Origin of the sequence: Mycobacterium ulcerans subsp. shinshuense (assembly GCF_002355775.1) — a bacterium.
GTDB classification, from domain to species: domain Bacteria; phylum Actinomycetota; class Actinomycetes; order Mycobacteriales; family Mycobacteriaceae; genus Mycobacterium; species Mycobacterium marinum.
Genome location: NZ_AP017624.1, coordinates 182,322 through 195,052 on the forward strand (window position 1 = coordinate 182,322; position 12,731 = coordinate 195,052).

The 12,731-nt window shown below is 64.9% G+C and carries 8 protein-coding genes and 1 pseudogene; all 9 read left to right on the forward strand.

Annotated features, from left to right (window positions below; genetic code table 11):
• The first annotated feature begins 18 nt into the window (after window positions 1–18).
• On the forward strand, window positions 19–1,092 hold the full coding sequence (locus SHTP_RS00840) for an MCE family protein (RefSeq protein WP_096369499.1): 1,074 nt from the start codon (window positions 19–21) through the stop codon (window positions 1,090–1,092).
• Entirely contained in the window at window positions 1,085–2,131 is a 1,047-nt protein-coding gene (locus SHTP_RS00845; RefSeq protein WP_096369500.1) for an MCE family protein, read from the forward strand. Before SHTP_RS00840 ends, SHTP_RS00845 begins: the two co-directional genes overlap by 8 nt.
• Window positions 2,128–3,240, forward strand: a complete 1,113-nt coding sequence (locus SHTP_RS00850) for an MCE family protein (RefSeq protein WP_096369501.1) — start codon at window positions 2,128–2,130, stop codon at window positions 3,238–3,240. Before SHTP_RS00845 ends, SHTP_RS00850 begins: the two co-directional genes overlap by 4 nt.
• A complete protein-coding gene (locus SHTP_RS00855) occupies window positions 3,237–4,364 on the forward strand; it encodes an MlaD family protein (protein WP_096369502.1) in 1,128 nt (375 codons plus the stop codon). Before SHTP_RS00850 ends, SHTP_RS00855 begins: the two co-directional genes overlap by 4 nt.
• Entirely contained in the window at window positions 4,361–5,599 is a 1,239-nt protein-coding gene (locus tag SHTP_RS00860) for an MlaD family protein (RefSeq protein WP_011742393.1), read from the forward strand. The genes SHTP_RS00855 and SHTP_RS00860 overlap by 4 nt, the downstream gene beginning before the upstream one ends.
• A 694-nt stretch (window positions 5,600–6,293) precedes the next feature.
• Window positions 6,294–8,687: a PE family protein gene (locus SHTP_RS00865; protein WP_096369503.1), complete on the forward strand. Its 2,394-nt coding sequence runs from the start codon at window positions 6,294–6,296 to the stop codon at window positions 8,685–8,687.
• Window positions 8,688–9,527: 840 nt separating this feature from the next.
• Window positions 9,528–10,973, forward strand: a complete 1,446-nt coding sequence (eccB, locus tag SHTP_RS00870; RefSeq protein WP_096369504.1) for a type VII secretion protein EccB — start codon at window positions 9,528–9,530, stop codon at window positions 10,971–10,973.
• 83 nt (window positions 10,974–11,056) lie between these two features.
• Window positions 11,057–11,353: a PE family protein gene (locus tag SHTP_RS00875; protein ID WP_012392183.1), complete on the forward strand. Its 297-nt coding sequence runs from the start codon at window positions 11,057–11,059 to the stop codon at window positions 11,351–11,353.
• Window positions 11,354–11,409: 56 nt separating this feature from the next.
• A pseudogene (locus SHTP_RS27890) lies at window positions 11,410–12,300 on the forward strand (PPE family protein); the annotation flags it as partial.
• Window positions 12,301–12,731 lie beyond the last annotated feature (431 nt).

The window sequence follows — 12,731 nt, forward strand, 5'->3', positions numbered from 1 at the left end:
TGCGAAGGCGGCCGGCCAATGACTAGTCCCCGGACACGAACACGACGCGGCGCGCTGCTGTGGGTGGCTTTCTTCTTGGTGGTCGCTACGGCGTTGACGTGGATGGTCTATGTCACGCTGCGCCGCGACGTCAAAGGCCCCACGGCCCGCTATGGCGCCCTGTTTACCGATGTTTTCGGGCTTCGTGAGGGTGACGATGTCCGGGTCGCGGGGGTGCGAGTTGGACGGGTACAGAAGGTCGAACTCGACCAAACGCTGGCGCGCGTGTCGTTCATCGTGCAGCAGGGCCAGCCGATTCTCACCGACACCATCGCATCGATCACATACCAGAACATTGTCGGTCAGCGCTATCTGGCGCTTGCCCCCGGCCGCACAGGCCGCGGCATCCCGATACCGCCGGGCAGTGTCATTCCGGTAGAACGGACTGAGCCGTCCTTCGATATCGGCACGCTACTCAACGGCTACGAGCCGCTGTTCGCGGTGCTCGATCCGGATCAGGTCAACAACTTCACCAAAGCGGTCATTGCGTCACTTCAGGGCGACACTTCGGCTCTTGCCACCCTTGTCGACCAGACATCAACGCTGACAGCGACTTTCGCCGGTAACGACGACGCCCTGGCCAACGTGATCGGCAGCCTCGACAGGGTGGCCGGCAGCCTGGCCAGCCAAAGCGCTGAATTCGAGCACACGATCGCGCAGACGCGCCAGATGGTCTCCCAATTCAACAGCAGGCGTTCGGAATTGGTCGAGTCGACCGGCAACATGGCGGCGGTGGTCCGTCAGTTGGGCGGCATCCTCGCAGATGTCAACCCGCAAATCCGTCAAATCCTGGACCGCCAGCCCGGTTACACCAAGCACCTGCTGGACATCGAACCTCAGGCGGCCTTCGTGGGAATGAATACTCCGCTGTTACTCAAGGGCCTGGCCCGCGTGTTCGGTCAGGGCACCTACATGAATGTGTATGGCTGCGATGTCAACTTCTACGGGTACTTCCCTGGCCTCAACGACATGGTCCCGATCATCGTGGCCGCGGCGACGCCCGGTGGAAAGCCCATGTACACCCCGAAATGCAGGAATGTCACCGATGGCTGAACGAATAAAGCACCTTCGCCCGCGACTGCGCCCGCTGGCCTCGTACAACAAGACCTGGCTCGGATTCGTTGGGCTGTCACTGGCAGTAGTCCTGATCGGGGCGCTGCTGCTGGTCAAGCAAGCAGGCATCGGCTATCGGCGCTACACAGCGGAGTTTCTGCAAGCGGCGTCCTTGCAGCCGGACAACGTGGTCTCGGTGGCAGGTGTACCGGTGGGCAACGTCATCAGCGTTCGTCTGGCAGGCAACCATGTTGAAGCCCGATTGCGGGTCAAGGACAATATTGCGCTCGGCCGCGACACTCGGGCCGCAATCAAGATCACAACAATTTTCGGTTCCCGCTACATCGACCTGCATCCGACGGGTGCTGGTGTACCACCGGGCCAGACAATCGATTTGGCCCACACCGAGGTGCCCTACGATCTGCAGGCGGCGCTGGCCGACTCGACCAGAACCTTCGAGCAGGTTGACGGTGATCGAATTGCATCATCGCTGACCGTCCTCGGCCAAGCGCTGAACGGTCTGCCAGACGTCTTTCCGCAAGCGCTAGAGAATGTCCGCGCGTTGTCTTCGGTGATTTCCCAGCGTCGCGACCAACTTGGGACACTGCTCAAGAGCACGCAGAACGTCACCGACATATTGCGTCGCCAGCAATCCGACCTCGGCAGCATGATTCGGCAGGGCCAAGACCTGATCGGAGAGTTCGTCGCACATTCAGCGGCCTTCCACGCAATGATGCAGGCCTTGACGCAGGTCGTCGGCTCGCTGCGCACAATCGTGGTCGATGACCGGGCCGCGCTTGAAGATGTCGTCCAAACGATGGAGCAGCTCAGCGCAAAACTCGCCGAACAGGATGCGCTCTTCAGGAACTTGTTGGAAATCGCCCCAGTGCCGGTCAGGGAGCTGGCCAATGCGTCCGGCTATGGCAATGCGTTGGAACTCAACGCGGCCGCCGGACCGCTGGTCGACTCGTGGATGTGTGCGATTAGCGGCCGCGCCAAGCAGTTCGGTTTGATCCAATACTTCAAGGACTGCGCATGACACACCGGCACAACCTAATTCGGGTTGGTGTAGGCCTCGTGGTCGTCGCCGCCCTCGCGTGCGCTGGCTGGTACGGGTTGGCCCGCGACCGCGGACCGATCGTGGTGACGGCCCAGTTCGACAGTGCCGCTGGCCTCTACGAGGGCAATGCAGTGGCAGTGCTCGGAATACCGGTGGGGCATATCACCAAAATCGTCGCGAAATCCGGCTACGCCGAGGTGGAATTCACTGTCGACCGCGCGGTGCAGGTCCCGGCGGATGTGCAGGCGGTGACCATCTCGACATCAATCCTCACCGACCGCCAGATCGAGCTGACTCCTGCCTACCGCGGTGGGCCCACGCTGCGAAATCACGACACCATCGGGCTGACCCGTACCAGGGCACCCGTTGAGTTCGACCGGGTCCTCGGGATGCTGGACAGACTAGCCAGCTCTCTACAAGGGGACGGCCGGGGTGGCGGTCCGGTGGCTGGCGTTCTCGATGCCGGGTACGACGTTGTGAACGGCAATGGGCAGCACCTCAAGGAGGCGTTCGACGAGCTGTCGAAAGCGTTGCGGCTCAGCGCCGATCGCGGAGTGCATACCCGTGAACAGATGACCGCGATTATCGAGAATCTCAGTTCACTGCTGGATGCGGCGGCGAAGAATGACTCGACGTTGCGGCAGTTCGGATCGACCGTACGCCAACTCAGTCAGATCATGGCCAACGAGGGCTTCGGTTCTGGAACCAACGGCCAGCAACTCAACGCGTTGATTCAACGCACTGGAGACATTCTCAATGCCAACCGCGAAGCCATCGCACGCGGAATTGCCAACGGCAACACCACCATACAGTCGGTGGTTGATCGGCAACGGGAGGTCACCGAGTTCTTCGATGTGCTGCCGTTGATGGCCGACAACCTGTACAACGCGGTCGATCAACGTAACGGTTCGATTAGAGCCCACCAACTGACCGACCGCATGATCTTCGACTCGCAGTTTGGCAAGGAGGTATGCAACCTGATGGGCTTGCGGCAGCTTGGCTGCAGTACCGGCACCTTGCAGGACTATGGGCCCGACTTCGGTCTGACCTATGTGCTCGACGGTCTCGCCGCGATGGGGCAGAAATGATCAGGCGGCTATCCGGCGGGCCGCGTTGGCGGTTGGGGATTCTGGCGACCGTGCTCGCCACCACTGCGTGTTCCACGAATGGGTTGGCTGATCTGCCACTTCCGGCCCCGGGCCTGGGTTCGGGCGGCTATCGGATAACCGCCATCTTCGCAAATGCGCTCAATCTGAACGAACACGCCAAGGTGAAGCTCGGCGGCGCAGACATAGGCCTCGTCGAGTCGATGACGGCTCGCGACTTCAACGCGGTGACCACGTTGCGCATCAGGAGCGACGTGCGGGTGCCGGTGGGCAGTGGCGCCGAACTGCGCACCGCAACACCGTTGGGGGACGTCTTTGTGTCGATCGTCCCGCCGAGCCAGCGTGCTGCGGATACCCCCACGCTCCAAGATGGCGACACCATCGCGCTGAACAAGACCGCGACGGCGGCCACCGTCGAATCGGTACTGAGTTCGGCGGCCATTCTGATCAACGGTGGTGTGGCTCATAATTTGACCAACGTCATCAATGGGCTGGGCAAGGCCGCCGGCAATGACGGCGAGGTGTATGGCGAACTGATCCGCAAGTCCAATGAATTGCTGGGAAAACTTGACGCCCGAACCGGGCAGCTCGAAGACGCGATGTCGCAAACCGAGCATTTGGCCGCCGAACTCGACCGCAAACGAGAAGTGATCGCCGAGTTGCTACAAGCCACCGATCCGGCCACGAGCGTACTGGCAGCAGATGCCAGCCAGATCTCCGACTTGCTGTTATTGATGGGGGGCGCGGCCACCGAGCTGAAGAAGTTCCCGTCGATTGCCGGCACTGACAGCAGCGGCAGGAGCGTCATCAAGGACGCCAATGCTGTTGCCGCCGCGTGGAACGATGTGGCGCTGGACCCCGACGCACGGTTGTCGGCCTTGTCGAATTTGTACGCGCCATTCGTCAAACTCACTGCGGGCACCTCAATCTCGGGCAGCGCCGGGATCGACAGACTGGTCCTTGGTTCCATTCCGGACATCGGGTTCGGCGGGGACCCAGGCCTACATGGCCCCAAGCGGTACGACTGGCGCAAGTTCATCGGTTCGTTGAAGTTCACGCTGTGGCGACTTCAGGAGCGCGTTGTCGGTCAGGGGCCGCCGCAATGACCGACGTCGCACCCTCCTTGACCAACATGCGTGGCGGACGACACACCTGGCTGTCATGCGTTGGTTTGTTGCTGACCCTGGTGGTGTCGGTCGCCTACCTGCTAATCGGTGTGCTGCACGTCAGGCCGTTGGCTTCCAACTACGCCCTTACCGTCGAACTGGGCCAGTCGGGCGGGTTGCTGCCCAACCAGGACGTTGCCCTGCACGGCGTGCAAATCGGTAAAGTCGAGTCACTCGAGATCTCTCGGACCGGTGTCACGGCCATACTGCGAATCAATGCCGGCGTGCGCATTCCGGTCGCCAGTACGGTCCGGGTATCGGCGTTGTCACCGGCGGGCGAACAATACGTTGACTTCAACGCCACCTCTGGTGAGGGCCCCTTCCTCAAGAACGGCGACGCGATCTCACAAGATCGCACCACCACACCGGTGACGCCTGCCGAACTCTTGCAGCATGCCGATGGCGTACTGGCCCAGATCGATCCAGCCAAGTTGGCGGGGATCAGGCGTGAGTTGAACCTGAGCAAAGCAGCGCCGGAAAAGTTGACCGCGATTGTCGACGGCGGGGTCTTCCTCATCTCCACCCTGGATTCGGTGCTACCGCAAACGGTCAGCCTGCTCAGGAACAGCCGCGTGGTGCTATCTGCTGCTATCGATGTGAATGACGGTATCGACGCTACCGCTCGCAACGTTCATCAACTGCTAACCGGCGTTTCGTCCATGGATGACGGGTACCGCCGCATGGTCGACCAGACACCGGGGGTGCTAGAGGCCGCGGACAACCTGTTCAGCGATAACTCCGACACGATGGTCCAGTTGCTGGGCAACCTGACGACCGTCGCAAAATTGTCGTATCTTCGAGTACCCGCGCTCAAAGCGTTGTTTCCGGACTACCGCGGTTCGGCGTTGGAAGCATTCATGAGCACCATGCACGATGGCGGACTCTGGGCCACGGCGGACTTGTATCCGCGATACACCTGCGATTACGGCACGCCGAGCCATCCGCCTTCGGCAGCGGATTACCCGGAGCCGTTCCTGTACACGTACTGCCGCGACGACGATCCGGCGGTGCTGATCCGGGGGGCTCGAAACGCGCCGCGACCGCCTGGCGACGACACCGCCGGGCCGCCACCGGGGGCAGACCTGGGAGCGACCACCGGCCCCACACCGCAAGGCCGCTTTACCATCCCGACCCCCTACGGCGGACCAAGGCTGCCGATCGAACCGCCGCACTAGCGATCAGGGTTCGGCCACACCGTGAACAAACAGACCCCATGCCCACCGCGTAACCACATCGCCCCAGGTGTGGGGCTAGACAGCGGCCGCCGGCCTACCGAGACATGGCTCGGAAACAAAATGCGCATGGACATCGGCCGAAACGGAGCAGTCCCACCCCGACCGACCGGCCCAGTTCGCCTTGGAGTCATCCAACCCGGCGCATCGTGGGTTACCGGCTACTGCGAATCCTGGAATGCACGCTCCCACGACGGATTCCCGGGATTCCCGGGATTCCCGGGATTCCCGATGACCGAAACCTTCGGCCTACCTCTCATGGATTTTGGCCGGCGGATGGGTCCGCCACGCCTTGTGGAAGCCCATTCACCGAGCGATGCTCCTTGCGGAATACGCGCGACCGTTTGGCGCAAACGTCGGTCACTCCAACAATTTCCGCTGCTCCGTCAGGGGCGAACCCACGCCAAAGTCGCGGCCACCACCGGAGATGCGGCTGCTGCTGCGTCTCCCGCGTGAGACCTGGAACGAGGCCTGCCGGGTTGTTAGTGCTGGTCTCGGGCTTGTGTTGAGACAGCGTTCGTATCGTGCTGCGAGAGAGCGTATTTCGTGTTGTCGGAATTTGCTGAAAGCAGCGTCGCGGTACTGGCTGCCCTGGCTAGCCTGACGCCACGAATGGCAGGGCGGATGGAGGCGCGGCATGACATTTCTCAATGTGCTCCCCGAGATGGTGGCCGCCGCGGCCGCAGACTTGACGAACATTGGTTCGTCGATGACTGCGGCTAACGCGATGGCGGCCGCGTCGACCACGACAGTGCTGGCGCCCGGGGCTGACGAAGTGTCGGTGGCGATTGCGGGGTTATTGCGCTTACACGGGCAGCAGTACCAGCAGTTCGGTGCGCACCTGTCTGAGTTCCATGCCCGGTTCACACAAATGTTGAGCGCTGGGGCCAACGAGTATTCGCAAGCCGAGGCGGCCAATGCCACGTTCACGGCCAGTTCCCTGCAGACTTTGCCGCTAGATGTGCTGAACGCAGTCAACGCCCCCTTCCAGGCGTTCACCGACCGCCCGCTGATCGGCAATGGTGTCGCCGGTGCGCCCGGCACCGGACAAAACGGCGGAGCGGGTGGATGGCTGATCGGCAACGGCGGGGCAGGAGGCTCGGGAACACCCCCGGGCCTGGGCACTGCCGGCGGTACTGGCGGGACCGGGGGAGCCGCCGGACTGATCGGCAATGGCGGCGCCGGTGGCGCTGGCGGTGCCAGCACTAGCGGAGTCGGCGGAGCCGGCGGCGCCGGCGGGGCGGGCGGATGGCTCTTCGGGGCCGGCGGCACCGGTGGTGCCGGCGGGCTGACGGTCGGCACCACCGGGGGACAGGGCGGCGCCGGTGGCGCCGGTGGGTTGTTCGGGCCCGGCGGTACCGGTGGTGCTGGTGGTACCAGCTTCGTGGACGCGGGCGGGGCTGGTGGTGCCGGTGGGGACAGCGGGTTGCTCAGCGGTCTGTTCGGGACCGGCGGTGGTCACGGAGGGCTCGGTGGAGCTGGTGTTACCGCCGGAGGCGACGGGGGTGCCGGGGGTGACGGTGGTCCGTTGATCGGTCGCGGCGGTGACGGTGGCGCCGGTGGACTCAGCAATAGCGTCGACGCCGTCGGCGGGGCCGGCGGGGCCGGAGGCGATGGCGGCCGGCTGGTCGGCAGTGGTGGCGCCGGCGGAACCGGGGGTACTTCGTTGGCCGGGGACGGCGGGGCTGGCGGGGCCGGCGGTACCAGCGGGTTCCTCGGGACCGGATCCGGCGGGGCCGGCGGAGACGGCGGAAATGCCAGTTTGTTCGGCTCCGGCGGGGCCGGTGGTGTTGGCGGGATCAGCGGCAACGACACCGGTGGGGTCGGCGGCATGGGCGGTACGGCTGGTCTGCTCGCCGGCAACGGCGGTATGGGCGGCGCCGGCGGAGAGGGCTTTCTCGCCGGCGGTAAGGGCGGTAACGCCATGTTCTTCGGGACCGCCGGCAATGGCGGCAATGGCGGCTACGGTCCGACCTTCGGAATCGGGGGCGCCGACGGCGCCACCGGGCCGCTGCAGGGTGTGTTCGACCTAGGCAACGCTCCGGTCCAAGCACTTAGCGGGCGTCCGCTCATCGCAAACGAAGCTAATGCGGCAACGGGATCGGGGCAGGATGGCGGCGCAGGCGGATGGTTGCTCGGTGACGGTGGAGCGGGCGGATCGGGCGAAGCCGGCCAAGCGGGCGGGGCCGGCGGAGCAGCTGGGCTGCTGTTTGGCGTCGGCGGTGCCGGCGGGGTCGGCGGCAGCGCCGGCCTAGTCGGCGACGCCAGGGCCGGCGGGTCCGGCGGCAGCGCGGGGCTGTTGTGGGGCAATGGCGGCGGCGGCGGGGCAGGTGGTCTCAGCATCGCCAACACCAACGGGACCGGCGGCGCCGGCGGGATACTCGGCGGGACCGGGGGTCAGGGCGGCATAGGTGGATTCGGTGAAACCGGCGCGGGAGACGGGGGAAGCGGCGGCATCGCGGGCCTGTTCGGTAGCGGTAATGCCGGCGGTGCCGGTGGTTACGCCAACACCAGCGATGGCGGGCAAGGTGGCCAGGGTGGCGATGGCGGCGTGATCTTCGGTTACGGCGGCGCCGGTGGGACCGGAGGCGTCACCCCCGGCGGTACCGGTGGAATCGGCGGGGCCGGCGGCAATGGGGGGCTGCTGTTTTCCGGTGGAGGAGTCGGCGGAGCGGGCGGACTGGGCCCAAGCGGTGGATCCGGCGGCACCGGAGGCCACGGAGGTTGGTTCGGGGCCGCCGGGACCGGTGGCAGCGGCGGATTCGGCTTTTCGATCGCCGGCGGAGCGGGCGGGGCGGGTGGCGACAGCACCAGCGGAGTCGGCGGTGCTGGTGGCGCCGGCGGGGATAGCACGGTCACGGGCGGCGCAGGCGGGGATGGTGGCGGCGCGCTGCTGTTGGGCAACGGCGGCAACGGCGGTAACGGTGGCGCCGTTGTTACCGGCGGCACGCCAGGCGGCGGCGGCAACGGTGGCACCGGCGGTCTGCTACTCGGTGCAGACGGGTTGAATGGGTTGACCCAGACGATGTGAATTGCGCGCGCCGCCAGGGCGTTCCGGAAGGCGGTAGTCCCCATCCGCGGGGCCCGCTAGCCCGCACTGGGCCGCCGATTTTGCTGACTTCGTGCTTGCGTGCCAGATCGGCGCCGTCGCTTGGACACCTGAGTCTGGGACAGCCCGAAGTGGTTAGGCTTGCCGGGCCACCGGCCAATGCAACATTTCTTCGCGGCGCTGCCATATTCTCTAGCGGATGGTTTTCGCAATATCGTCAGGCACCGTAATCACGTCTAAGGCTGATGAATTATCGGGTGTCGCATTGGAGAATTCTGAGCCTGGACGTGATGAATTTCCACGCCCGTCCCGCGCCGGCCCCAATCCAAAGAACGCCTTTAAGCGGCAATTATAGCGTTGATATTGGATGTCGGCCGACGTGGGGCTGGTGAATTGCGTGAACTGAATTGGTGAATTAAAAGGCGGCGTCGGTGAATCTCTCCGAGTGTCATTGATAACCTTCAGAGATTTCACGGCAAAAGTGGTTGAGTGAATACTCGGATTAATGATATTCGTATTCCTAACCGGCGCAGAGGCCTGGGCAGTGCAACCGCGAACCCTGATCAACCGCGCGAGTACCTGACCCGAGTGTCTGCGCGAGCCCGCTTGACCGCGCTAGCGGAATGCGGGCGCCAGAAGAGATCCGCGGCATCACCAACGTCGTTGCAGCCGGAAATGAGTCGACGGTGAGGAGGACAGGTGAGTCATCGGATTGCCACCGCAACCGAATGCGCCCAGCCCGGCGTCCTCGGCGACCAGGCCACCGGCCCGCGACGCCACGACACCGGTCCGGCCAGCGCCCCCAGCATTGCCGAGTGACACATGGCGAGTTTGCGGCTTACCACCAAAGTCCAGGTCGGCGGGCGACGTTTCCTGGTGCGACGACTCGAGCACGCGATCGTGCGTCGAGACACCCAGATGTTCGACGATCCGCTCCAGTTCTACAGCCGTTCGGCAAGTCTGGGCATCGTTGTCGCGGTGTTGATTTTGGCGGGTGCCGTGATGCTGGCCTATGTCAAACCGCAGGGCCAACTCGGTGACACGAATCTGGTTGCCGACCGGGCCAGCGACCAGCTGTATGTGACGGTGTCGGGACAACTGCACCCCGTCTACAACCTGACTTCGGCGCGGCTGGTGTTGGGCAACCCAGCCGCGCCGACATCAATGAGGTCTTCGGAGCTCAACAAGCTGCCCAAAGGCCAGACGATCGGAATCCCCGGCGCTCCCTATGCCACGCCCGTTTCGGCGGACAGCGCCTCGACCTGGAGCCTGTGCGACACAGTCGCGTATGCCGGTACCGCCAACCCGGTGACGCGGACAGCGGTAATAGCGATGCCGTTACAGATCGACGCCGCGATCGCACCGCTGCGGGCGAAAGAGGTGTTGCTGGTCTCCTACCGGCATTCGACCTGGATCGTCACGGCACAGGGGCGCCACGCCATCGATCTGAGCGACCGCGCCCTCACCACGGCCATGGGAATTGGCGAAACCGCCACGCCGACGCCCATCTCAGAGGGCATGTTCAACGCCTTGCCCGACAGCGGACCCTGGCGGCTCCCGTCGATTGACGCTGCCGGCGCGCCCAATACCCTCGGGTTGCCGGCAGCTCTGGTGATTGGCTCGGTGTTCCGAGTCGAAACCACCGCGGGCACCAAACATTTCGTTGTGCTGCGTGACGGCGTTGCCCCCGTCAACGATGACACCGCCGGGGCCCTACGCGACATGGAATCCTATGGCCTGATCGATCCACCGCCGGTACCGCCGGATCTGGTCGTCGACCTGCCGCAGCGGGTGTATCAGTCACCGCTGCCCGATGAGCCGCTCAAAATCATCTCGCGGGTGCAAGATCCCACCCTGTGCTGGTCGTGGCAGCGGAGCGCCGGCGATCAGGCGCCGACCACAAGCGTGTTGTCCGGTCGACATCTGCCGCTGCCGCTGTCGGTGGTTAGCGCAGGCATCAGTCAAATCCGCGGAACCGCAACCATTTACATCGGCGGCGGCAAATTCCTGGTGTTGCAATCGCCGGATCCACGCTATGCCGAATCGATGTACTACGTCGACCCTCAAGGCGTGCGTTATGGAGTGCCGAATGCGGCGGTCGGCAACGCGCTGGGCCTGGGTTCGCCCCAAGACGCACCCTGGCAGGTGGTTCGCCTCCTGGTCGACGGGCCGGTGCTGTCCAAAGATGCCGCTCTGCTCGAGCACGAGACGCTACCGCCGGACCCGAACCCCGCAAAGATCGACGCAGTTGCCGCAGGAGCCCCGTGATCCCCGGCGAAGCGAGTGGTGCAAGCCCGCGCCGGGCAGCAGAACCGGTACGTGAAACCAGCTAGTGCAGAGGAGTTGTGCAGATGCGATCCATGTCTTTTGACCCCGCCGCGGCCAGCGTCGCCGCGGCAATATCGGCCCATGCCAGCCGCGGGCTGGATGCAGGCACCGCCGCCGCGTCATCGGTGACCGGTCTAGCGCCGGCGGGCGCCGATGAAATCTCGGCGCAGTTTGCCGCCGCATTCGCCGCGGAGGGCGCCCAGGTGCTGGCGCTAAACACCGCGGCCCAAGATGAGCTCGCTCGGGCTGGTCAGGCGCTGCGGCAGATCGCGGGGATGTATTCCGCCGTCGACAACAGCTGGTCGGACACCTTGGCCTAGTCGGCCTGCCAACGAAAAGACCTCCAACACAACGTGACTAAAAGGCCTCAGTAAACATGCTGTGGAACGCGCTGCCCCCGGAGCTGAACACCGCGCGGCTGATGGCCGGTGCGGGCGCGGCACCGGCGCTACAGGCGGCGTTGGGCTGGGAGGCGTTGGGCGCGGCGTTGGAGGCCCAGGCCGACGGAGTGGCCGCCAGTCTGGTCTCGCTTGGGGAGATGTGGTCAGGGGCCGGTAGCGATCGGGCGCTGGCGGCCGCTGCGCCGATGGTGATTTGGCTGCGCGGCGCGGCGCAGGTGGCCCACACGCGTGCGGCTCAGGCAACCGCTCAGGCCGGGGCATATCTGCAGGCCTTGGCGATGACGCCGTCGCTGCCCGAGATCGCCGCCAACCACGTCACCCATGCGGTCCTGGCGGCGACCAATTTCCTTGGCATCAACACGGTCCCGATCGGCGCCAACGAGGCCGACTATTTCATCCGAAAGTGGAACCAGGCCGCCAGCGCGATGGACCTCTATCAGGCCGAGACCATGCTCAACACGGCGTTCGAGAAGCTCGAACCGATGACGGCAATCCTCGATCAAAACGTCGGGCAACTTGCCAATGACGTTGCGGAGGAGGTTGCGCAGGCCTCGTCGCAAGTCCCGTTGTTCCCGGTCGCGGATTTGCCGATCCAACCGGCGATGAGCGGGTCGGTGCTGCAGTTGCTGCAACCGCTGCAAGCGGTGACCTCGCTGTTCAGCCTGGGGTCGAGTATGGGGGGCGCGGTTAGCCCCCTTGGTGCGGCCGCGGGAGCCGAGTCGGCAGCCCAGGTGGGATTGGTGGGGGCGAGTCCACTGTCCAGTCACCCGTTGGCCGGTGGGTCGGGGCCCGGTACCGGTGCTGGGTTCTTGCGTGCGGTATCGATGCCGGGGGCTGGCGGGACATTGGTGCGCACGCCGCTGATCGGCTGCCCCCTGGCGGTGGCCTTCGCCACCCGCGCCAACGCGCGCTATTGCCTGGGGCGTCCGGGGTGGGCAGAAGATCTCCAGCATGGTCTGGCGATGGCCCGCAGCGCCGATCCCATGTCCTATGCCACCGTCGTCGCCTACGTCTACAGCGCGGGCATCTCGACCGGTGTCTTGGCGTCCGACGATTGCGCGCTCGGCGAGATCGAGGACGCTCTGCAAATCGCCGAGCGTTCCGGTGACGATGTCGCGCTGGCCATCGCCCGGATGACATTGGGCATCGCGCTGGTCCACCGCCGGGAAGACCCGATGCGCGACCGTGGGCAGGCGGTGCTCGCCGATGTCAGTGACATGTTCCAGCGTCGGGTGTACTTCCTGGCCGACTTGCCCTTCGTCGAGGTCTACCTGGCCCGCGAGTGGGCTCGGGGCGG

Bases quoted from the DNA above. Each gene is read 5' to 3' on its own strand.
- SHTP_RS00875 (WP_012392183.1), top strand. From the start codon at position 11,057: ATGCGATCCATGTCTTTTGACCCCGCCGCGGCCAGCGTCGCCGCGGCA.
- SHTP_RS00840 (WP_096369499.1), top strand. From the start codon at position 19: ATGACTAGTCCCCGGACACGAACACGACGCGGCGCGCTGCTGTGGGTG.
- SHTP_RS00855 (WP_096369502.1), top strand. From the start codon at position 3,237: ATGATCAGGCGGCTATCCGGCGGGCCGCGTTGGCGGTTGGGGATTCTG.
- SHTP_RS00860 (WP_011742393.1), top strand. From the start codon at position 4,361: ATGACCGACGTCGCACCCTCCTTGACCAACATGCGTGGCGGACGACAC.
- SHTP_RS00865 (WP_096369503.1), top strand. From the start codon at position 6,294: ATGACATTTCTCAATGTGCTCCCCGAGATGGTGGCCGCCGCGGCCGCA.
- SHTP_RS00845 (WP_096369500.1), top strand. From the start codon at position 1,085: ATGGCTGAACGAATAAAGCACCTTCGCCCGCGACTGCGCCCGCTGGCC.
- SHTP_RS00850 (WP_096369501.1), top strand. From the start codon at position 2,128: ATGACACACCGGCACAACCTAATTCGGGTTGGTGTAGGCCTCGTGGTC.
- eccB (WP_096369504.1), top strand. From the start codon at position 9,528: ATGGCGAGTTTGCGGCTTACCACCAAAGTCCAGGTCGGCGGGCGACGT.